Below are 21875 nucleotides of genomic sequence, written 5' to 3'. Positions count from 1 at the left end.
AGGTAGCATGGGGCTCTTCGACGCGTTCAAGCGGGCCGCCGCGCCGCTGCGGCGGCTCTCCGCGGTCTCCGCCGGCGCCTCCGACGAGGAGCTCTTCGACGACGAGTTCCAGCGCAAGCTCGACTACCTCGCGATGGTGAGCCGCCGCGTGTTCTCGGGCGCGATGCGCGCGGAGCGGCGGACCAAGAAGACCGGCTCCGGCGTCGAGTTCGCCGATCACCGCGACTACGCCCCGGGCGACGACTTCCGGTACCTCGACTGGGCCGCGTACCAGCGCTTCGACCGGCTCCTCATCCGGCTCTACGAGGAGGAGGAAGACCTCTCGATCTACTTCATCCTCGACACCTCGGCGTCGATGGCGTTCGGCGACGGCGCGAAGCTCAGGTACGCGAAGCGCCTCTGCGCGGCCCTCGCGTACGTCGGGCTCGCCAACCTCGATCGGATCGCGATCGTCACCGCGACCGACGAGATCAGCGGGCGCATGCAGTCGACCCGCGGCAAGGCGCGCATCTTCAGGATCTTCCGCTTCCTCGGGCAGGCGCGGGCCGACGGCGCGACCGACCTCGGCGAGGCGATGAAGACGTTCGTGGCGCAGCACAAGCGGCGCGGGCTCGCGGTGATCCTCAGCGATCTCTACGATCCTGTGGGCTTCGAGCGCGGCATCAACGTGCTCCGGTACAACCGGTTCGAGCCGTTCGTGCTCCACGTCGTCGACCCGAGCGAGGCGCGGCCCGCGCTGCGCGGCGACGTGCGCGTCTACGACTGCGAGACCGGCGACGAGCGCGAGGTCACGGTGACCGCCAAGGTGCTCGACCGCTACGCCGAGGCGTACGAGCAGTACCTCGACGAGATCCGCCGCTTCTGCACGTCGCGGCAGGTGAGCTATTTCCGCGCCGACGTGTCCGTCCCCTTCGACGAGCTGATCCTGCGCGTGTTCCGCAGAGGCGGCTTCCTCCGGTAGCGATGCTGCACTTCACCGGCGTCCCGCTCGCGACCCTGCTCCAGATAGGCGCCCTCGCCGGGGCGGTGGTCGTCGTCTTCTACATCCTCAAGCTGCGCCGGCGGCCGGTCGCGGTCCCCTTCTCGAAGATCTGGGAGCGCGTCCTCCGGGACAAAGAGGCGACGAGCCTGTTCTCGCAGCTGAAGCGGCTGCTCTCGCTGCTCTTGCAGCTCGCGCTCCTCGCGCTGCTCCTGCTCGCGCTCGGGGATCCCCGCCCGCAAGCGAACCTCGTCGAGGGGCGCAACATCGTCGTCCTCATCGACGCGAGCGCGAGCATGCAGGCCGTCGACGTCGCGCCGTCGCGCCTCGAGCTCGCGAAGGAAGAGGTCAGGAAGATGGTCCGCGGCCTGTCCGGCAGCGACCGCATGCTGCTGGCCCAGATGGACGCGGCGGTCACGCCGCTGTCCACGCTCACCGGCGAGATCTCCGACCTCGAGGCCGCCCTCGCGGCGGTGAAGCCGACCGACGCCACGGCCGACTTCGCGCGCGCGCTCCGCTTCGCCGGCGACACCCTGAGCGGGCTCCCGTCGCCGGAGGTCATCGTCGTGAGCGACGGCGCGCTGGGCGAGCCGGCCGACGCCGGCGGGCCGGTGCGCCTCGGCGACGTCAAGCTCTCGTTCTTGCCCGTCGGCAAGGGGGCGCGGAACGCCGCCATCACCGAGTTCTCGGTGCGGCGCTACCCGCTCGACAAGAGCCGCTACGAGGTGATGCTCGAGGTCACGAACACGAGCGACGAGCCGCTCGACCTCGAGCTGTCGCTGCTCGGCGACGGCCAGCTCACGGACCTGACGCGCCTCCGGCTCAAGCCCAAGGAGAAGCTGCCCCGCTTCTACCCGAACCTCTCCGGCGCGTCGAAGACGCTCGAGGCGAAGCTCGCGCTCGCCGACGGCGGCTCGGACGATCTCCCGGCGGACAACCGCGCCTACGCGCTGCTCCCCGAGCGGCGCCGCGCCCGCGTCCAGGTCGTCTCCGCGGGGAACATGTTCCTCGAGGCGGCGCTGCTGCTCGACGAGTACCTCGACGTGACGTTCATCGAGCCGCAGCGCTACCCGGCGGCGTCCTCGTTCGACGTGACCATCTTCGACGGCGTGGCGCCGACCGTCGCGCCGGGCAGCGGGAGCCTGCTCTACCTGAACCCGACCGGGACCAACCTCCCGTTCGAGGTGGGCAAGGAGATCTTCGACGACGATCCGAACTACGGCCTCGGCTTCGACGAGCTCGACGCGAAGCACCCGCTCCTGCGCTACACGGCGCTCAGCGACGTGAACATCGCGCGCGCCCACGTGCTCAAGGGCAACAAGGAGGACAGGGTCGTCGGCCGGAGCCACAGGGGCCCGCTGCTCATCGAGGGGCGGCGCGCCGGCGTGAAGTTCGTCGCGCTCGGCTTCGACGTCCGCGAGAGCGATCTCCCCCTCCGCATCGCCTGGCCGCTCTTCCTGCTCAACGCGATCAACAACTTCGTCGAGGAGGACACGAGCTACATCTCCTCGTTCCGCACGGGCGCCGTCTGGCACATCCCGGCGTCCTCGTCCGCGGAGTCGGCCAGCCTGGAGCTGCCCGACGGGACGAAGCGGGCGGTCCCGATCCAGGACGGGCGCGCCGTGTTCCTCGGGCAGCACGCCGGCTTTTACACGCTGCGCGTCGGCGCCCCCGGCGCGGAGGAGGTGAGCATGTTCGCCGCGAACCTCTCCGCGCCCGAGGAGAGCGCGATCGCCCCCGCCGCCGAGCTCAAGGTCGACGGGCGCGGCGCGGGCGCCGTGGGCGAGTTCAAGATCGGCGTTCGCCGCGAGCTCTGGGTCTACCTGCTCGCGGCGGTGCTCCTCGTGACCGCGATCGAGTGGTTCACGTACCACAGGAGGGTGACGGTGTGAGCGCGTTCGCTGGCCGCAAGTTCCGCGTCGTCGCGTGGGCCATCACCTGCGCCGCCCTCGCTGGGATCCTGTTCTGGGCGTACCGGAAGTACGTCCTGCTGCATCCGGATCCGACGCTCACCTGGGTGCGCGAGGGGGTGAAGTACGAGCTCCTCAACCCGAAGATGCTCGGCGCGCTGCTGCTCGCGCCCTGGTTCGTCGGTGTCCTCGCGGGCTCGCTCGCCGACCTCCCCCTCCCGCAGCGCGTGCTCTCGGTGCTGCTGCGGATCGCCTTCGTCGCGCTGATCGCGCTCGGGCTGTCGCGGCTCGCGAGGACCGCGACCACGGAGAAGGTCGCCACCATCTACCTCATCGACGTCTCGGAGTCCGTCACCGACGAGTCGCTCGACGACGCGCGCGCGGCGCTCGACAAGGCGTTCGCCGAGAAGCCGGAGGACGGCGTCATCAAGGTGATCACCTTCGCGCGGCGGCCGCGGCTCGTCGAGCGCGCCGCCGGCGAGGCGGCCGGCGGCGACGCGGAGCGGCGCGCGCCGGCCATCGGCCGCCACCTCGACGAGAAGGGGCAGCGCGGCGACCTCGGCGCGGGCTCGAACCTCCAGGCCGCGCTCCAGCTCGCCTACGGGCTGTACCCGCCCGGCTACCTGAAGCGCGCCGTGCTGATGTCGGACGGCGTCCAGACCGACGGCGACCTCCTCGCCGAGGCCAACCGAGCGCGCGACTTCGGGGTGCGGCTGTTCTCCATCCCGTACCGTCGACCCGCGCCGCCCGAGGTCGCGGTGCGCGAGCTCAGGATGCCGGACCGGGTCAAGGTCGGCGAGACGTTCGAGATCCACGCCGACATCTACGCGAGCCGCGCCACCAAGGCCCGCGCGCGGCTGTTCCAGGGGGAGGCGCTGAACGGCCTCGAGGGCATCCGGGATCTCGAGCTCAAGGCGGGGCCGAACGACGTCATGTTCAAGAGCGTCGTGCGCATCGCGGGGCAGGTGACCTACGCGCTCGAGCTCGATCAGATCGCGGACGACAAGTTCAAGGAGAACAACCGGTACGCGACCACCATCGACGTGCCCGGGCGCCCGTCGGTGCTCTACATCGAGGGGACGCCGCAGCACGCCGGCCCGCTCTCGAGCGCGCTCACCGCGCAGCAGCTCGACGTCGACGTCAGGCCGCCGGCCGGCTTCCCCGGCTCGCTCAAGGAGATGGAGCGCTACGACTTCCTGATCGTGTCCGACACCCCGAAGGAAGCGCTCGGCCTGCAGGGGCAGGAGATCATCGAGAGCTACGTGCGCGATCTCGGCGGGGGGTTCCTCTTCGCCGGCGGCGAGTCGGGCTACGGCCTCGGCGGCTGGTACCGCACCACCATCGAGCGGATCCTGCCGGTGCGGATGGACAACGAGCGGAAGAAGGACATGCCGAGCGTCGCGATGGCGCTCGTCATGGATCGATCGGGGTCGATGACCGGGCTGCCCCTCGAGATGGCCAAGGCCGCCGCGAAGGCGACCGCGGGGGTCCTGTCGTCGGACGACCTGATCGAGGTCATCGCGTTCGACTCGGCGCCGACCCGGTACGTGAAGATGCAGCCCGCGCGCAACCGCTCGCGCATCGCCGGCGAGATCGCGCGCATCCAGCCGGGCGGCGGGACCGAGATCTTCGCCGCGCTCGACGCCGCCTACCAGGACATGACCGTGACGCAGGCGCGCAAGAAGCACGTCATCCTCCTCACCGACGGCAAGGCGTCCACGGGCGGCATCCGGGACCTCGTGTCGGCGATGATCGCCGAGTCGATCACCGTGACCACGGTGGGGCTGGGGAACGATCTCGACGAGCAGCTGCTCAAGATGATCGCCGACGTGGGCGGCGGGCGCTTCCACGCGGTCCCGGACCCGAACAACCTGCCGCGGATCTTCACCAAGGAGACCGAGATGGTGGCGCGCGCCGCCGCCGTGGAGGAGTGGTTCCCGGTCACGCAGGTCGGCGACGCGGCGTTCCTCCGCGGCATCGACGTCCGCACCGCGCCGAACCTGCACGGCTACGTCTCGACCAAGCTGAAGCCGCCGCCCGCCCAGGAGCTGCTCACGAGCGACTCCGAGGAGCCGATCCTCGCGCGTTGGCGGGTCGGGCTCGGGTGGACGCTGGCCTGGACGAGCGACGTCAAGGCGCGCTGGGCCGTGGAGTGGCTCCGGTGGCCGGGCTTCGAGAAGTTCTGGGGGCAGCTCATCCACGAGCACATGCGCCAGAAGCACCGGCGCGAGCTCGACATGAAGGCCGAGATCGTGGACGGAGAGCTGCGCGCGTCCGTGGACGCGTTCGGGGCAGACGACCGGTTCGAGAACAACCTGACCTCCCGCCTCAGCATCATCGGGCCCGAGCCGGGCGGGGCGACGCGGGTGGTCGACATGCGTCAGACCGCGCCGGGCCGGTACGAGACGGCGCTCGCGCTGGATCGGTACGGCTCGTTCCTGCTGCGGGCGGAGCACCTGCGCGAGGCCGAGGACGGCTCGCTCCGGCCCGTCGCGGTCAGCTACGGCCACGTCTCGAACCCGTACCCTCGCGAGTACGCAAGCTTCGAGCCCGAGCTCGCGACCCTCGAGAAGGCCGCGACGTCGACCGGCGGCGCGGTCGATCCGACCGGCGTGGCGGCCATCTTCGACCCGGCCGGGGAGAAGGTGACCTTCCACGAGGAGCTCTGGCAACGGTTCATCTACGCCGCGATGGTCGTCTTCCTGCTCGACCTGTTCGTCCGGCGGGTGCGGCTGTTCGACCGGAAGTTCGTCGCGCGCCGCGGGCGCGGGGTAGGAGGCCGGAGCCTCCCCGCCCTATGACGGCCCGCGGCACAGCCGAGCCCCGCATGAGCGCCGATCCCGCGTTCCGCCCAGGCGTCGCGCCCAGCGCCGGCGAGCGAGCGTCAGGTTGTCCCCGACTCCGCTGCATGAATCGCTGTGCCCCAGACCGCTGGTCCGCACCATTTCGCGACGCGGAGGGGCTGTCTTGGGCTAGTTTCCCCTTATAGACCGGTGGTAGAGGAGCCCTGGAAAGCAGCGAAGGACGTGAACGCGCTCGAGGCCTCCACCTCTCGGCCTCCGGTAGGTCGTCCGCTCATCATCAGCGGAGATCCGCTCGCCTCGCTCCGCGGCCGTGGGGCGTCGGTCTCGACCAACACCGCCCTCGGCCGGCTGCTCCGCGAGTCGCCTCGGACGATCGCGGAGCTGCACGAGCAGGAGATCGCGCTGGGGATCGACGTGGTCCGGGCCCTCACGTCCGCGACGACGACGCGCGCGCTGGCGCCCATCGGCATGGCGTTCCGCGCCGCCGCGCTCACCGGGACCGCGGTCGAGCTCGCCACGGAGGCGGCGGGCGCGGCCGCGCGTCGCGTGGCGGTGGCCGGTATCCTGGGCCACACTGCCGCCGCGCCCATGGCCGATCGGATTGCGGAAGATTACGCGGTCCATGCGGCCAGGCTGGCGGCCGCCGGCTGCGAGATCCTCGTCGCGTGCGGCTTCGATCCCGTGCAGGCGGCGTGCGTCTCCCCCGCGGTCGCGCGGCTCGCGCGCCGCGCGGCGGTGGTCAGCGCCAGCACGACGCAGCTGGCGACGTGGGCGCTCGTGGAGCTCGATGGGGCCGGGCGCACCGCCGACGGAGAGGGGTTCGACGAGGTCGCCCGGGGAGCGCTCGACAGCGGCGCGGACGCGCTGCTCTTCGAGGTCCCGTCGGTCGACCTCGGGCTGAGCATTCTCCGGCGCCTCGAGGGCGTCGCCCACGAGGTCCAGGTGGGCGTGCTGCTCGGCGTCGAGCCCGCGCCGGCCGACGCGGCCGAACGCCCGGCGCCCGCCGAGGCCTGCGACGCCTGGGCCGCGTCCGCGGTGCGCCTCATCGAGGCGGGCGCGCGAATGCTGGGGGGAGGGACGGGGACAACGCTGGCGCACCTCGGCGCGCTCGCGAAGATGCTCCGTACGACGCAGCGCGCGCCCCTGCTCAGGCGCGCGCTCTAGGCGAGGACGAAACCAACCGGAACGTGATGATGGCCGACGCAAGCCACGCGAGTGAGTCGAAGTCTCAACCGTTGAAGACGTTCGACGACCTGCTGTTTCCCTTCCACGAGGCCGTGAAGCCCGAGTCGCTCCACCGGATCGGCGCCGAGGCGGAGAAGTTCGGGGTCGACGCCAGGACGGGCGCCGCCATCCCGTACGAGGGCGAGCGGAGCGTCCTGTCCGTGCTCCAGGCGCTGGTCGAGCGGCACGGCTGGACGCCCGAGCACGAGACCCTCGGCGGTCCGCTGATCGCGCTCGCCCGGAACGGCGCCTCGGTGACCCTCGAGCCGGGCGGGCAGCTCGAGCTGTCCGGGGCGCCCCTCGAGAGCATCCACCAGATCTGTCTGGAGATGAGCGGGCACCTCGCGGAGCTGCGCGACATCTCCGCCGAGCTGAATTTCGCCTGGCTCGGCATCGGGTTCCACCCGTTCGCGTCGCAGGCCGAGCTCTCCTGGGTGCCCAAGGCGCGCTACGCGATCATGCGGCGCTACCTGCCGACGCGCGGCGCGCACGGCCTCGACATGATGCGCCGCACCGCCACGGTGCAGGCGAACTTCGACTACGCCAGCGAGGAGGCGGCGATGCGCGCGCTCCGCGTGTCGCTCCGGCTCTCCCCGCTGGTGACGGCGATCTTCGCGAACTCCCCGTTCTACGAGGGCGCGCTGTTCGGCGGGCGGAGCTACCGCGCCAAGGTCTGGCTCGACGTCGACCCCGCGCGGCAGGGGCTGCTCCGCAACGTGCTCGAGCGCGGCCGCCGCTTCTCGGACTACGTCGCGTGGGCGGTGGACGCGCCGATGTTCCTCATCAAGCGCGACGGCGAGGTGATCGAGAACACGGGGCAGACGTTCCGCGACTTCCTGGAGAACGGCTTCCAGGGGCACCGGGCCACCCGCGCCGACTGGGAGATGCACCTCAACACGCTGTTCCCGGAGGTCCGGCTCAAGCGGACGATCGAGGTCCGCGGCGCCGACTCGCTGCCGGCCAACCTGGTCTGCGCGCTCCCGGCGCTGTGGACCGGGATCCTGTACGACGCGCGCGCGCTCGACGAGGCCGACGCCCTCTCGGAGAGCTTCAGGTTCGACGAGCTCGAGGCCGCGCGCCCGATGATCGCCGAGCGCGCGCTCCGCGCTACATTCCGCGGCAAGCCGCTCGCGGCGATGGCCGAGCGGCTCCTGTCGATCGCGTCGGGCGGCCTCGAGCGGCGCGCGCGCCTGAACAAGAACGGCAAGGACGAGCGCGTCCACCTCGAACGGCTCGGCGCGCTCATCGCCAAGGGGCACTCCCCAGCCGATGCTCTCGTCGATGGACTCAGCAACGACGACCCGGACCTGCGCAGCAAGATCCTCCATCGTGCGAGGATCTGAGCGCGGCTCGCCGCCGAGGAGGCGCGGGGCGAGAGGCGCACCCGGGGGAGGACGAAGGCCGGAATGACGTTCGTCTATCTCCTGGGGACCGCGCTCCTCGTGCTCCTCAACGCGTTCTTCGTCGCCTCCGAGTTCGCCATCGTCAAGATGCGACCGACGCGGCTGGAGCAGCTCGTGCGCGAGGGGGACGCGCGGGCCCAGCTCGCGCTCCAGATGTCGCAGCGGCTCGACGCGTACCTCTCGGCCAACCAGCTGGGCATCACGCTCGCGTCCCTCGGGCTCGGCTGGATCGGCGAGCCGGCCATCGCCCACCTCATCGAGCCGCTGCTCGCGCCGCTCGACGCGTGGTCGGGCGTCGGCGCGCACGCCATCGCCGTGGGCATCTCGTTCATCATCATCACGGCGCTCCACACCGTGATCGGCGAGCTCGCGCCGAAGTCGCTCGCGATCCAGCGGACGGAGAAGGTCACGCTCTGGGCGGCGCGGCCGCTGCACGGGTTCTTCGTCCTGATGTGGCCGGTGATCTGGGCGCTCAACTCGATGGCGAACGGGTTCGTCCGGCTCTTCGGGCTCCGGCCGGCGGGCGAGGAGGAGATCGCGCACACCTCGGAGGAGCTCCGGCTGCTCTTGACCAAGAGCCCCGCGGGGCTCGACCCGGCGCTGCGCAGCATGCTCGTGCGCATCTTCGACCTGCGCCGGCGCACGGCGAGGCACGTGATGTCGCTCCGCTCCGACGCGGCGACGCTGCGCGCGAACATGACGATCGAGGAGGCGGTGCGGACCGTGGCGGACGCCGGGTACTCCCGGTATCCGGTGCTCGACGAGCAGGGCAAGAACGTGCTCGGCTACCTGCACCTGCGCGACCTGTTCGACGTCCTGAGCCACCGCCGCCGCGCGACGCGCGTGGCCGAGCTGCTCCGCAAGCCGATCTTCGCGCGCGAGAACACCTCGGTCGAGCGCCTCCGCCTCGAGATGCAGGCGCGCCAGGTGCCGGTGGCGATCATCACCTCGGCGTCGGGCGAGTTCATCGGGCTCGTCACGATGGAGGACCTCATCGAGGAGATCGTCGGCGAGATCCGCGACGAGAACGACGAGGAGGTGCCGCCCATCCACCGCCGCGGCGGCGGCATCGTCGACGTCGACGGCCGCGTGCTGCTCGCGGACCTGGAGCGCGACGCCCATATCGTGCTGCTCCCCGAGGTGAAGACCGTCGAGACCGTGGGCGGGTATATGCTCGGCCGGCTCGAGCACCCGCCGGAGGCCGGCGAGCGCGTCGAGTGCGAGGGATACACGCTCGTGGCCATGGACGTCGCCGGCCGGCGGGTGCGCCGCGTCCGCATCGTGCCGACCGACGCGGCCGGGGGCGAGCGGTCGTGACGATCGCCGCCCCCTGCGCCGCGGATCCGCGCGCCGGCGCCGTCCGTCGGGGGCACCGCCCGGGAGGGCGGTGCACGCCCGGGCGCGCATCCCGGAGCCGGGTGGTTCGGGGGCGAGCTGCACGCGGATCCAGGTACAAACTTCGGCAGACCGGTACTACGCTGGCTCCGTAAGTGGAAACGCTTGCAACTCGGATCTTGCGCGATGGCCCGCTGAACGAGCTCGATGCCGTCGGCTGGGCCATCCGTCTCGCGAAGAGGATCGAGGCGCTGCACGCCCTCGGCGTCGCGCACGGCGCTATCTCGCCCGAGTGCGTGCTCACGACCGCGGTCGACCGCACCTCGAAGGCCATCCTGGCCGATCTGCGGCAGACGCCGAGCCGAATCGCCTACCAGTCGCCCGAGCGCGTCGCGGGCGGGACGCTCTCGCCCGGCGACGACGTGTGGGCGATCGCGGCGACGCTCTACGAGGTGCTGACCGGGACGAGCGCCTTCGGCGGCGGGAGCGACGCCGAGACGCGGCAGCGGATCGCGAGCTCCTCGCCGGCGCCGCTCGCGGTCTTCGACGTCGGCGACGACGATCTCCAGCGGGTCCTCGACGACGCGTTCCAGCGCGATCGCTCCCTCCGCACGACGAACGCCGCCGCCTTCCGGCGCGCCCTCGAGGAATGGCACCCCGACCCCGCGGTGCGCACGCTGCTCCCGCTCGACGACGAGGACTCGACGAGCGACGAGGACGACGACGAGGTGCGGACGCTGATGCGCGTCGCGCCGCTGAGCTCGAGCCAGCTCGACGCGATCATCGCGCAGCGCGCGGCGGCAGCGGCGGCTGGGCAGCCGCCGCCGCCCCTCCCGCCCGAGCGCCCGCAGCCGCCCGCGGCGTACCACGCCGCGCCGGCGCCGAGGCCGGGCGCCGCCCCAGTCCCCAGGGCGCCCGCAGCCGCGCCGGCCGCGCCGGCCGCCGCAGCGCGGGGCCCCGCGTCGATCGCGCGGGGGCGGCCCCCGGGCATGGGGGCGGTCCCGCTGACCCAGTCGTTCGGCGACGACGGCGAGGGCGAGGAGCACATGACGCTCATGCGGGAGGGGTCGCTCGACGCCCGCGGAGCGGCTGGGCCGGCCGCGGCGACGCCCCCGCGCCTCGGAGGGACGGCGTCCGTCGCGCACCGCGTGGGCGGCGTCGGGCGGCCCGGAGCGGGCGCGGGGTCGCCGGCCGGAGGCCCTCGCGAGGCGTCGGCGCTCGGGGTGCCGGCCGCGGCGCTGTCCGGGCGCGAGCGTCGGGGCGCGGAGCTCGGCGCGCCGGCCAGGCCGCAGCTTCGGGGCGACGACATGCCCTTCCTCGGCGATCTCGACGACGACATCCACGACGAGCCCACGCTGGATGCGCCCACGGTCGTCGATGACGACGACGACGAGGACGACGTCCCCACGCGCACGCGGGAGGCACCCCAGGGCACGTCCGACGTGCCGCTCCAGATCGCGGCGGCGCCTGTCGGCGCGGCGGCGCCCGGAGCGGCGCTCGCCGATGCGGCGGCGAAGGCCCGCCCCGCTGGAGCAGCGCTCGAGCGCGCGCCGGGGTCGCCGCTCGCCCCTGCGCCCGCGAGCGCCGACGCCCCCGGGCCGAGCGCCGCTGCCGCCCGTGCGGCGGGCCCGCCGCAGCCAGCGTCGCCGCCGCCGCAGAGAGCCGTCCCCGCGCAGCCGAGCGCCGCGCCGTCGCAGCAGGGCTCGGGCGCGCCGTCGCAGCAGGGCTCAGCCGCGCCGGCGCCGGCGCCCTTCGGCAAGCTCGACGACGCCATGCTCACCGACGCGCCGCCCGACCGCTCGGGGCGGCTCGGGATGATCATCGCGGTGATCGTGGCGCTGCTCCTGGCGGCGGGGGCGATGCTGTTCGCCGCGCAGCTCGGCCTGCTCGGGGCCGCGCCCGGGCCGCGGGGGGTCCAGGCGGTCCCCGCGCCGGCCGTCGCCTCGGCTCGCCTGCGGCCGGGCCTCCGCCTTGTGGAAGCTCTGGATCTGCGCGTCGAAGCCGCCCATGTCCACGCGCTGCAGCGCCTCCGGCCGGAGGCCTGAGCGGCGCGCGGTCGCCTCGGTCCGCTCGGGGAACGGCGAGATCCACACGAGCCTCCCGCCGGGCGCGAGCGCGCGCGCGGCGCCCTCGACGAAGCGCTCGAGCTGGGCCTCGAGATCGCCCGTGCGCTCGACGCGCCGCCCGAGGGGCGGGTTCGTCAGGATCAGCGTGGGGGCGTCGCCCGGGGGCGGCGCGCCGTGCGCGTCGCGCTGGAGGAGCTCCGCGCCGCGCGCGCCCGCGGCGTCGAGGTTCTCCCGCGCGACCGTGAGCGCCCGAGGATCGCGATCCGAGCCCACGAGCCGCCGGTACGGCCCGAGCAGCGCGCGCTCGCACAGCTCCAGGCCCGAGCCGACGAACGGATCCCACACGACGTCGTCGGCGCGCGCCCCCGCGATGCGCGCGAGCGCCGCCGCGATCGTCGGGTGCGACGCCGCGGGCACGTCGCCCCGGCGGTACGCGAACCGCGGGTCGGGCAGGCGCGGGGCGAGCTCGACCCGGACACGGCCGGCGCCCTCGTAGACGACCACGTCCCAGGTGCTCTGGGTCGGATCGTTCACGAGCTCCGGGGCCTCGGCCTCGACGGCCGCCGCGGCGCGGAACACCGCGGCCCGGCGCTTGCCGCCGCCGGCCCAGTCGATGCGGTAGCGGACCGCGCCGTTCGTGAAGCGGCCCAGGATCTCGCGCGACTCCCGCGAGAGCAGCCGCTCGGCGACGGCGGCGGCGAGATCGGCGCCCGACTCGAGCTTCCGCAGCGGGAGAGGCAGCGCGAACGACAGCATCGTGCGGGCCCCGAACAGCGCGTCGAGGCGGCCGCTCAGCATCACCTCGACGCGCGTGCCGCCGCACGGATCGCTCCGGAGCTCGGGGACGAGCGCCCCGCCCGGAGCGCCCCGGTCGAGCGCCGCGAGCTCCTCGGCGAGGATCGCCTCGAGCCCGCGCCGGCAGCGCACCGCCACGCGCGTCGGGCGCTCCGGCGCGCGATCGCCGGCGATCTCCGACGGCTCGCCGCGCGTGAGCGTCCTCCTGGCCAGGAGCTCGGCGCGCGCGCGCACGCCGGCGGTGTCGTCGTCGCCGCCGAGCTCGGCCAGCACGTCGAGCGCGGCGCCGCCGCCGACCTTGCCGAGCGCGTCGATCAGCGCGCGGCGGACGTCGGGCGATCGCTCGCCGCGCGCCGCCTCGGCGAGCGCTCGCTCGACGAGCGGCCGATCGACGTCCGCCGCGAGCGGCTTGCCGAGCGCCACCGCCGCCATCCGGCGCGTGCGGCGGTCGTCGTCGCGGAGGCGCGCGACCAGGTAGTCGCGCGCCCGCCCGGCGATCTCGGGATCGAGCGGCGCGGCGGCCATCAGCTTGCCGACGAGCCGGGTGAGCGGCGCGCGCAGCGACGGTGGCGCGGCGGCGGCGCGATCGAGCGCGGCCGGCAGCGCGGCCGCGCCGGCGCGCCGCAGCGCCCGCTCGGCCAGCTCGGCGGGCTCGCCGGCCGCCTCGAGCATTGCGATGAGGGCGGCGAAGTGGCGGCGCCCCGGCGTGAAGCCGGGGTCCGACAGGGCGCGCTGGAGGTCGGGGTCGGGCGTGGCGGGGGAGCTCATGGGGTCTCGGATCTCCACGTTTTCATTGAGGATCCCGCCGGCCATCGCCGGCCGGGCTCCGGGGGGCGCCTGCGCCGCTCGCCGCGCGGGCCCGACTTTCGCGACAAGCGCGGCGTTCCGGCAAGCTCTTTCGGCGCGGGCGCTCTCGGCGCTCTCGTTTTCGGTCCCCGGGTCGCTAGAGTTCCACCATGCCGGATCTGAGCCAGGTCATCCCGCGGACGGCGCTGCCGCACGACGTGCTGCGCGCGGCGCTCGGCGCGCTCGAGGCGGGGCGGCGGGTGGTGCTCGCCTCGGTGGTGGCGCGGCACGGGTCGGCGCCGTCGACGCCGGGGCAGAAGCTCTGCCTGTTCGAGGATCTCACCGCGATCGGCACCATCGGGGGCGGCGCCATCGAGCGGGCGGCGCTCGGGATCATGGGGCGCGCGCTCGACGAGCTCGCCACCACCCCGAAGCTCGAGACCTTCCGCCTGGGCCCGAGCCTCGGCATGTGCTGCGGCGGCTCGGTCGAGGTCCTCATCGAGCCGATGCTGCCCGCGGTGCACGTCCTCGTGATCGGCGCCGGGCACGTGGGCGCGTTCGCGGCGCCGCTCCTCGCGTCGCTGGGCTTCCGCGTCACCCTCTGCGACGCGCGCGCCGCCGCCGCCGACCCCGCCCGCGTGCCGCCGTCCGCGCCGCTCGCCGGCGTGTCGCCGCCGCACGACGGCGCGCAGCAGGGGCCCATGCCGGCGCTCGCGGAGCAGGTGCGGCTCGTGCTCGCCGATCACGACGACCCCGAGGTGACGGCGGGCCTGCCGAGGGATCTCGGCGAGGCGGCGGCGCTCGTGATGACGCACGACCACGGCCTCGATCAGGAGGCGATCGCGTGGGCGCTCGCGCGCGGCTTCGGCTACGTCGGCGGGGTCGGCAGCCGGGCGAAGGCGGCGCGCACGCGCGCGCGGCTCGAGGCGAAGGGGGTGCCGGAGAGCGACGTCGCGCGGGTCAGGATGCCGGTCGGGATCGACATCGGGGCGCGCTCGCCGGCGGAGATCAGCGTCGCGCTCGCCGCGGAGCTCATCGCCTGGCGCTCCGGACGGCAGCGCGCGCGGTGGTCGTCCGCGTCGTCCACGTCGTCCGCGTCGCCCGCCGTGGCCGCGTCGGCGGGGGAGGAGCAGGCTCGATGAAGAACGTGATCACGATCGTGCTCGCCGCGGGCGCGGGCAAGCGGCTCGGGGGGCCGAAGGCGCTCCTCGCCTGGCCCGCGGCGGAGAAGGGCGGGGCCGAGCGGCCGCTGGCGATCGCGCACGCGGAGGCGCGCCTCGCGGCCGAGAGCGCGCGGGTGCTCGTGGTGGTGCGCACCTCCGTCTTCCACGCGCTGCTCGCCCACGTGCGCCCGGGCATCGACCTTGTCTCGTGGACCGCCCCGGACGACCTCGGCCCGGCGGGCTCGCTGGCCGTCGCCGCGCCGCGCATCGGCGACGCGGACGCCGTCGTCGTGACGCCGGTCGACGTACCCCCGGCGAGCGCCGCGACGGTGGCGCGGCTGCTCGCCCGGCTCGACGCGGGCGCGCCGTCCGCGGCGCCGCCGCTCGCGGTGCGGCCGAGGCACCTCGGCCGCGGCGGCCACCCGGTGGTGCTGCGCGCCGAGGCGCTGCAGCGCTACCTCGAGGCGGATCCACCGCCGCTCCGGGATCACCTGAGGGCGCTCGGCGACCTCTGCGTGGACGAGGAGGTGGACGATCCGGGGGTGCTGCACGACCTGAACGTCCCGGTCGACGTGCTCCGCGTGCTCGGCGGGCCGCCGCGCTTCTTGGCCTGACGGACGGCGGCGCTGGGGCGTTCGCCGACGTCGCGCGCCGGGCGTGGGGGCGCGCGGCGCCGGGTCGACGTCGCCCGGGCGACCGGGCTATCGTCGGTGAGGAGGAGCAGAAGAATGGCGACGAGCCCTCCAGCCTCAGCAAGCGCCGTGGGGATCAGCGTGCCCCGCGCCGACGGCCCCCCCAAGGTCACGGGGGCGTCGCGCTACGTCGACGACATCCCGGCGATGCCGGGCGAGATCTTCGGGCGCACCGTGCGGAGCCCGGTGCCGCGCGGGATCCTCCGCGGGGTGCGGTTCGACCCCGCGTTCGACTGGAGCGACGTCACGGTGGTGCTCGCCGAGGACGTCCCGGTCAACGTGGTCGCGTTGATCCTGGACGATCAGCCGATCCTCGGGACGGGGAAGGTGAACCACGCCTACGAGCCGATCGTCCTGCTCGGCTGCGCGGACCGGCTGAAGCTCGCGCGGGCGGTCCAGGCCGTCACGCTCGACATCGATCCGCTGCCGCCGGTGCTCGACATGCGCGCGTCGCTCCAGGGCGAGGAGATCATCTGGGGCGCCGACAACGTCATCAAGCGGTACCTCATCACGAAGGGGCGCCCCGACGCCGAGCGCGAGCGCGGCGAGGCCGCCATCGACGCGGCGCTCGCGCGCTGCGAGGTGGTCGTCACCGGGACGTACGCCTCGCACCACCAGGAGCAGCTCTACATCGAGCCGCAGGGGGTCATCGCCTGGTGGGACGAGGCGGGCGCGCACGCGACCGGCTCGATCCAGTGCCCGTTCTACGTGCACAAGGCGTTTCTGAAGGCGTTCGGGCTCCCGCCCGACCGGATCCACATCACCCAGTCGGTGACCGGGGGCGGCTTCGGGGGCAAGGAGGAGTACCCGTCGATCATCGCGCTCCACGCGGCGCTCCTCGCGAAGAAGAGCGGCCGGCCGGTGCGGATGATCTACGACCGGACCGAGGACATCGAGGCGACGACGAAGCGGCACCCGGCGTCGTGCGAGATCACGAGCGGCTGCGATCGGGACGGCACGCTCCGCGCGCTGAAGATCCGGATCCTCATGGATGGCGGCGCGTACGCGACGCTGTCGCAGGTGGTCCTGTCGCGCGGCGCCCTCCACGCCTCGGGCGCGTACCGCTGGGACGACGTGTGGATCGAGGCGACCGCGGTCGCGACGAACACGCCGCCGAACGGCGCCTTCCGCGGCTTCGGCGCGCCGCAGACGATCTGGGCGATCGAGCGGCACCTCGACCGCGTCGCGCGGGAGCTCGGCCGCGATCCGCTCGACCTGAAGGCGAAGAACGTGCTGCGCCCCGGCGACTCGACCGCGACGGGGCAGGTGCTCCACGCGAGCGTGGCGGGCGAGGAGTGCATCGCGAAGGCGATCGAGGCGAGCGGCTACCGGCAGAAGCGCGCGGCCGGCCCGGTCGTGCGCGGGCGCGTGGCGCGGGGGGTCGGGCTCTCCGTGTTCATGCACGGCGCGGGGTTCACCGGGTCGGGCGAGCGCTACTACAAGGGCAAGGTCGCGCTGGATCTCGCGCCCGGCGGGCGCCTCCGCATCCGCACGGCGTCGACGGACATCGGCCAGGGGACGGAGACCGTGTTCCGGCAGATCGCCGCGGACGCGGCGGGGCTTCCGCTCGACCGGGTCGAGTTCGCGGTGCCGTGCACGACGACGGTGCCCGACTCGGGCCCCACGGTGGCGTCGCGCACCGTCATGGTGGTCGGGTCGATCCTCGAGGCCGCGGCGCGCGAGCTCTCGGGCCGCGTGCGGGCGGAGCAGGAGGCGGCGCGGCAGCGCGCCGCGGAGGAGGGGCGCGCGGGCGCGGCGGCGCCGAGCTTCGAGGAGGCGGCCGACCTGCTGCTCGCGCGCGAGGGGCCGGTGACGTCGCTGAAGCAGTACGAGCCGCCGGGCTACGTGCGCTGGGACGACGAGGCCTACAAGGGCGACGCGTACCCGTGCTTCGGCTGGGCGTGCGACGTGGCCGAGGTCGAGGTGGACCTCGACACCTTCGAGGTGACGGTCGTCGACTTCTGGTCGGCCACCGACGTGGGCAAGGCGATCCACCCGGTGATGTGCAAGGGGCAGATCGAGGGCGGCAGCCTCCAGGCGATCGGCTGGGCGCTCTCCGAGGAGATCGTCTGGCAGGGCGGCAAGATCAGGAACCCGCGGATGACCAACTACATCATCCCGACGTCGCTCGACGCGCCGCCGTTCCATGTCGACCTCGTCGAGGCGCCGTTCCCGTTCGGTCCGGGCGGCGGGGCCAAGGGCATCGGCGAGATGCCGATGGACGGCGGCGCGCCCGCGATCGCCGCGGCGGTTGAGCACGCGACGGGGATCGCGGCGTGGGCGCTGCCGCTCACGCCGGAGCGCCTGTTCGAGGCGGCGCGCGGCGCCGCGGCGCCGCGGCCGGCCGCGGGGGGAGGGGAGCGCGCATGAAGGTATCGCTCGTTGTCAACGGCTCGCCGCGCGAGGTCGACCTGCCGCCGCTCTCGCGGCTGCTCGACGCGCTCCGGGGGCCGCTCGGGCTCACGGGCACGAAGGAGGGGTGCGCGGAGGGCGAGTGCGGCGCGTGCACGGTGCTGATCGACGGCGATCCCGTGAACGCGTGCCTCGTCGCGATCGGGCAGTGCGAGGGGCGGCGCGTGACCACGGTCGAGGGCCTCGGGGCCGCCGGGCACCTGTCGCCGCTGCAGCGCTGCTTCATCGAGGAGGGCGGCGCGCAGTGCGGGATCTGCACGCCCGGCATGCTCATCTCCGCCGAGGCGCTGCTCGCGCGGAACGCGGATCCGTCGGAGCTCGAGGTGCGCGAGGCGCTCGCGGGCAACCTCTGCCGCTGCACCGGCTACCAGCGGATCGTCGAGAGCGTCCGCGCCGCGGCGGCGCTCCGCCGCGGCGGGGGAGGGGAGGCGCCGTGAGCATCGCGGATCTCGGGCTGTTCGAGATGCGGCGCGTGTCGGGGCTGGGCGCCCTGTGCGAGCTCGTGGCGGAGCAGGCCGCGCGCGGCGCGGCGGTCGCGCTCCTGGCCGGTGGCACCGACTGGGTCGTCGAGCAGGAGCTCCGGCCGCCGCTCGGCGCGCCCGCCCCGGGGGGCGCCGGCCCGGCGGCGCCGCCGCTCGTCGTCGACGTGTCCCGGCTCTCGGACCTGCGCGGCATCTCGATCGACGGCGGCACGCACGGCGACACGCTCCGGGTGGGCGCCGCGACGACCTACCTCGAGATGCGCCGGAGCGACGCGATCGTGGAGCGGGCGCCGCTCCTCGCGCGGATGAGCCGCGACGTCGGCGCGGTGCAGATCCAGGCGCGCGGCACGCTCGGCGGCAACCTGGCCACGGCGTCGCCCGCGGCCGACGGCGTCGCCGCGCTCGCCGCCTACGACGCGACCGTCGTGGTGCAGAGCGTCCGGGGCGAGCGGCGCATCCCGATGAGCGCCCTTCAGACGGGCTACAAGCGCACGTCGCGCGCGCCGGACGAGGTGATCGTGGCCGTGGAGATCGCGCTGCCGGAGCGCGGATCGCCCTGGTACTGGCGGAAGGTCGGCGCGCGCCGGGCGCAGGCGATCTCGAAGGTCGCGCTCGCGGGGGTGGCCGAGGTGCGCTCCGGGCGGCTCGCGCGGCTCGGGCTGGGGATGGCGTCGGTCGCGCCCACGACGGCGCTCCTGCCGACCGTGCGCGCGCTGTGCCTCGCGCGCCCGCTCGGCGAGCTCACCGCGGCGGAGGTCGACGCCGCGGTGGCGCAGGACATCTCGCCCATCGACGACGTGCGCTCGACGCGGGCCTACCGGGAGCACTGCGCTCGCGGGGTGGTGCGAGAGCTCCTCCGGCAGCTCGGCGCGCCGGTCTGATCACTCCATCCAGTCGAGCTGCGCGGCCTCGGGCCGGCGGCTGCGCCCGCCACAGCGTGCCGGCCGCTCGCGCGACGGCGGCGCGGGCGGAGGATCCATGTCCACGTCGTCGCAGCGAGCGCACCGCCGCGGGGTGTCGGTGCCGGCCTGGAAGATGGTGACGCAGCCGCAGGCCTGACAGATCATGCCGATGTCGTAATTCATGAGCACTCCTCGACGACGAACGCTCCGGGGCGGCCCGAGCGGCGGGAGGATGCGCTGGAGGGGCGACGCGCGCGCGACGGCGCTGCAACATCGCGCGGAAACCTCGCGCCCACGGTGCGCAGGGCCGCTGCACCGTCCGGGGTTAATTGATTTTGACTTTCAGTACTTGCAGTTCCGTGATAGGCGCGCCGGCGCGTTGCGTGTCTTGTCGATCGCGCGGCGCGGCGATTCCAGTCAGCTGAGAATTTTACATTTCAATGCCGCTCTGCATCTCCCTGCGCCGGCTCGGCCTCGCCGCGCCTGCGTTGTTGCTCACGCTGGGCCGGGCCCATGCACAGTCCCCCGAACCGAGCCCGCCGGTCGTGGCGGAGCCGCCGGCGCCGGAGAGCTCTCCTGACGTCTCAGCCCCGGCGGAGGGCCAGGGCGCGGGCGCGCCGGAGCGGGCGGCTGCCGGCCGCGGGGCGCCGGCGGAGGGCCAGGGCGCGGGCGCGCCGGAGCAGGCGGCTGCCGGCCGCGGGGCGCCGGCGGAGGGCCTGGGCGTGGGCGCGCCGGAGCAGGCGGCAGCCGGCCGCGAAGCGCCGGCGGGCCAGGGCGCGGGTGCGCCGGAGCAGGCGGCGCCCGGCCGCGAGGCGCCGGTGGAGGTCACGGTCGCGGGCACGCGCGTGACGAGGACCGCGGGCTCGGCCCACGTGATCAAGAGCCGCCAGCTCGAGCGCTTCGAGCACGACGACCCGCACGCGGTGCTGAGCAGCGTCCCAGGCGTGTACGTGAGGGGCGAAGATGGGCTGGGCCTGCGGCCGAACATCGGCGTGCGCGGCGTCAACCCCGATCGCAGCAAGAAGGTGACGCTCATGGAGGACGGCGTCCCCATCTCGCCCGCGCCGTACTCCGCGCCCGCGGCCTATTACTTTCCCCTGATCACGCGCATGTCGAGCGTGCGGGTGATCAAGGGGCCAGGGGCCATCGCCTACGGCCCGCAGACCGTGGGCGGCACGGTGGATCTCATCACCCGCCCCGCCCCGTCGCTCGCCTCCGGCGCGATCGACCTCGCCCTCGGCGAGTACGGCTACGGCAAGGCGCACGGCTACCTCGGGACGAGCGACGGTCAGATGGACGTGCTCGTCGAGGGCGTGCACCTCCGGAGCGACGGGTTCAAGGAGCTCCCGGGCGGCGCGGACACCGGGTTCTACCGCAACGAGGTGATGCTCAAGGGCAGCTACGTCGTCGACCCGGCCGCCCGCATCAGGAACGAACTCCGCCTCAAGCTCACGTACTCGGACGAGCTCTCCAACGAGACGTACCTCGGCATCACGGACGCGGACTTCGAGCAGAACCCGCTCCGCCGCTACGGCGCGACCGCGCTCGACCGCATGCGCAACCACCGCACCGCGGTCGCCCTGACCCACGTGCTCACGCCGTCCCGCGGCGTGTCGGTGACGACGACCGTCTACCGGAACGACTTCTCGCGCGTGTGGCGCAAGGTGAACGGCTTCCGCGGGGCGAACCTGTTCGACGTCCTCGCCGACCCCGACACGCCGCAGCACGCGGTGTACTACGCCGTGCTCACCGGGCAGCTCGACAGCTCGACGCCGGGCGAGACGCTGCTCATCGGCCCCAACGAGCGCGACTTCACCGCCCACGGCGTCGAGACGCGCGTCCGCTGGGACGCGACCACGGGGCCGGTCTCGCACCGCGTCGAGTACGGCCTGCGCCTGCACTACGATCGGGTCGAGCGCCGCCACAGCGAGAACGGGTTTCACCTGCTCGGGGGCTCGCTCGTGCCGGACGGCGGCCCGACCCTCGTGACCCAGTTCAACGAGGCGTGGACCGAGGCGGTCGCGCTCCACGCGAGCGACGCGATCACCTGGAGATCGCTCACGGTGACGCCGGGCGTCCGGGTCGAGCTGACGCGCTCCGCGTTCGTGGATCGCGCCGCCGGGACCGAGCGGACGCGGCTCGCGCAGGCGCTCCTGCCCGGCGCCGGCGCCTACGTTGCGCTCACCGAGGAGCTCGGGCTCCTGGCCGGCGTCTACCGCGGCTTCAGCCCGCCGGCGCCGGGCAGCGACGAGCACGTCGAGCCCGAGCTCAGCGTGAACTACGAGGGCGGCGCGCGCTTCGCCGACGGGCCGCTGCGCGCGGAGATCATCGGCTACTACAACGATTACTCGAACATCACGGACGTCTGCACGCTCTCGAGCGGCTGCCTCGACGCGGATCTCGACCGCCAGTACGACGCGGGCGAGGCCCGGATCTACGGCGTCGAGGCCTACGTCGAGCACGAGGTGCCGCTCGGCCAGCTGAAGCTGCCGATCACCGCGGCCTACACGCTCACCCAGACCGAGTTCCTCACGAGCTTCACCTCGGACGACCCCATCTTCGGCCGGGTGGCGAAGGGGGACGAGATGCCCTATGTCCCGCGGCACCAGGCGAGCCTGTCGGTCGGCGTCGAGCACGAGCGCGCCGGCGTCGTCGTGGGCGGAAGCTACGTGTCGGCGATGCGCGAGAAGGCCGGCGGCGAGCCGATGTCCCAGGCGCTCGCCACCGACGAGCAGCTCGTGTTCGACGTGAGCGCCAAGGTGCGGATCGTCGGGCCGCTCGTGCTCTACGCGAACGCGCGGAACGTCCTCGGCTCCCAGTACATCGTGTCGCGACGACCGTTCGGCGCCCGGCCGAACGCGCCGCGCTGGATCCAGGTCGGGGCCAAGGCGTCGTTCTGACGCAGCGCCCGGCGCCGGATCA

The 21875-nt window shown here is 73.9% G+C and carries 14 protein-coding genes; 12 read left to right on the top strand and 2 right to left on the bottom strand.

What is annotated here, in order from left to right:
* Window positions 1-7: 7 nt before the first annotated feature.
* From WME83_RS36010 to WME83_RS35985, 6 genes are all read left to right on the top strand, one after another.
* Window positions 8-961 carry a DUF58 domain-containing protein gene (locus tag WME83_RS36010; RefSeq protein ID WP_437314235.1) on the top strand — a complete coding sequence of 318 codons (954 nt, stop codon included), beginning with the start codon at window positions 8-10 and terminating at the stop codon, window positions 959-961.
* Window positions 962-963: 2 nt separating this feature from the next.
* Window positions 964-2871: a vWA domain-containing protein gene (locus tag WME83_RS36005; RefSeq protein WP_437314234.1), complete on the top strand. Its 1908-nt coding sequence runs from the start codon at window positions 964-966 to the stop codon at window positions 2869-2871.
* Window positions 2868-5690 carry a VWA domain-containing protein gene (locus WME83_RS36000; protein WP_437314233.1) on the top strand — a complete coding sequence of 941 codons (2823 nt, stop codon included), beginning with the start codon at window positions 2868-2870 and terminating at the stop codon, window positions 5688-5690. The genes WME83_RS36005 and WME83_RS36000 overlap by 4 nt, the downstream gene beginning before the upstream one ends.
* Before the next feature lie 225 nt (window positions 5691-5915).
* Window positions 5916-6857: a homocysteine S-methyltransferase family protein gene (locus WME83_RS35995; protein ID WP_437314232.1), complete on the top strand. Its 942-nt coding sequence runs from the start codon at window positions 5916-5918 to the stop codon at window positions 6855-6857.
* A gap of 71 nt (window positions 6858-6928) precedes the next feature.
* Entirely contained in the window at window positions 6929-8260 is a 1332-nt protein-coding gene (locus WME83_RS35990; RefSeq protein ID WP_437314231.1) for a glutamate--cysteine ligase, read from the top strand.
* 63 nt (window positions 8261-8323) lie between these two features.
* On the top strand, window positions 8324-9637 hold the full coding sequence (locus WME83_RS35985; protein WP_437314230.1) for a hemolysin family protein: 1314 nt from the start codon (window positions 8324-8326) through the stop codon (window positions 9635-9637).
* A 1745-nt stretch (window positions 9638-11382) separates the two neighbouring features.
* On the opposite strand, the gene WME83_RS35980 is transcribed toward WME83_RS35985, so the two are convergent.
* Complete coding sequence (locus WME83_RS35980) at window positions 11383-13284, bottom strand: HEAT repeat domain-containing protein (RefSeq protein ID WP_437314229.1); 1902 nt, start codon at window positions 13282-13284, stop codon at window positions 11383-11385.
* Between the two features lie 188 nt (window positions 13285-13472).
* Between WME83_RS35980 and WME83_RS35975 the strand changes: the two genes are divergently transcribed.
* The 5 genes from WME83_RS35975 (at window position 13473) to WME83_RS35955 (ending at window position 18932) form a co-directional block, all read left to right on the top strand.
* Window positions 13473-14444, top strand: a complete 972-nt coding sequence (locus WME83_RS35975; RefSeq protein ID WP_437314228.1) for an XdhC family protein — start codon at window positions 13473-13475, stop codon at window positions 14442-14444.
* Entirely contained in the window at window positions 14441-15079 is a 639-nt protein-coding gene (locus WME83_RS35970; RefSeq protein WP_437314227.1) for a nucleotidyltransferase family protein, read from the top strand. Before WME83_RS35975 ends, WME83_RS35970 begins: the two co-directional genes overlap by 4 nt.
* Window positions 15080-15193: 114 nt before the next feature.
* On the top strand, window positions 15194-17527 hold the full coding sequence (locus tag WME83_RS35965) for a xanthine dehydrogenase family protein molybdopterin-binding subunit (protein WP_437314226.1): 2334 nt from the start codon (window positions 15194-15196) through the stop codon (window positions 17525-17527).
* Window positions 17524-18006, top strand: coding sequence for a (2Fe-2S)-binding protein (locus tag WME83_RS35960; RefSeq protein ID WP_044989132.1), 483 nt, complete (start codon window positions 17524-17526; stop codon window positions 18004-18006). Before WME83_RS35965 ends, WME83_RS35960 begins: the two co-directional genes overlap by 4 nt.
* Window positions 18003-18932: an FAD binding domain-containing protein gene (locus WME83_RS35955; protein WP_437314225.1), complete on the top strand. Its 930-nt coding sequence runs from the start codon at window positions 18003-18005 to the stop codon at window positions 18930-18932. The genes WME83_RS35960 and WME83_RS35955 overlap by 4 nt, the downstream gene beginning before the upstream one ends.
* Here WME83_RS35955 and WME83_RS35950 read toward each other — a convergent pair whose 3' ends face one another.
* Window positions 18933-19136, bottom strand: coding sequence for a hypothetical protein (locus tag WME83_RS35950; protein WP_437314224.1), 204 nt, complete (start codon window positions 19134-19136; stop codon window positions 18933-18935).
* Between the two features lie 257 nt (window positions 19137-19393).
* Here WME83_RS35950 and WME83_RS35945 point away from each other — a divergent pair, with 257 nt between their 5' ends.
* The gene (locus WME83_RS35945; RefSeq protein WP_437314223.1) at window positions 19394-21853 is read left to right on the top strand and encodes a TonB-dependent receptor domain-containing protein; all 2460 of its coding nucleotides are present in this window, start codon (window positions 19394-19396) and stop codon (window positions 21851-21853) included.
* Window positions 21854-21875 lie beyond the last annotated feature (22 nt).

The sequence above is a fragment of the Sorangium sp. So ce385 genome (genome assembly GCF_051474135.1).
Lineage (GTDB): Bacteria > Myxococcota_A > Polyangia > Polyangiales > Polyangiaceae > Sorangium > Sorangium cellulosum_D.
The sequence above is the reverse complement of the archived record's forward strand: the minus strand, read 5'-3'. Positions and strand labels throughout refer to the sequence as shown.

What these genes read in the sequence shown, in the direction of transcription:
- WME83_RS35965 (WP_437314226.1), top strand. Translation starts at nt 15,194, where the DNA reads ATGGCGACGAGCCCTCCAGCCTCAGCAAGCGCCGTGGGGATCAGCGTG.
- WME83_RS35975 (WP_437314228.1), top strand. Translation starts at nt 13,473, where the DNA reads ATGCCGGATCTGAGCCAGGTCATCCCGCGGACGGCGCTGCCGCACGAC.
- WME83_RS35945 (WP_437314223.1), top strand. Translation starts at nt 19,394, where the DNA reads ATGCCGCTCTGCATCTCCCTGCGCCGGCTCGGCCTCGCCGCGCCTGCG.
- WME83_RS35970 (WP_437314227.1), top strand. Translation starts at nt 14,441, where the DNA reads ATGAAGAACGTGATCACGATCGTGCTCGCCGCGGGCGCGGGCAAGCGG.
- WME83_RS35950 (WP_437314224.1), bottom strand. Translation starts at nt 19,136, where the DNA reads ATGAATTACGACATCGGCATGATCTGTCAGGCCTGCGGCTGCGTCACC.
- WME83_RS35985 (WP_437314230.1), top strand. Translation starts at nt 8,324, where the DNA reads ATGACGTTCGTCTATCTCCTGGGGACCGCGCTCCTCGTGCTCCTCAAC.
- WME83_RS35980 (WP_437314229.1), bottom strand. Translation starts at nt 13,284, where the DNA reads ATGAGCTCCCCCGCCACGCCCGACCCCGACCTCCAGCGCGCCCTGTCG.
- WME83_RS36005 (WP_437314234.1), top strand. Translation starts at nt 964, where the DNA reads ATGCTGCACTTCACCGGCGTCCCGCTCGCGACCCTGCTCCAGATAGGC.
- WME83_RS35960 (WP_044989132.1), top strand. Translation starts at nt 17,524, where the DNA reads ATGAAGGTATCGCTCGTTGTCAACGGCTCGCCGCGCGAGGTCGACCTG.
- WME83_RS36010 (WP_437314235.1), top strand. Translation starts at nt 8, where the DNA reads ATGGGGCTCTTCGACGCGTTCAAGCGGGCCGCCGCGCCGCTGCGGCGG.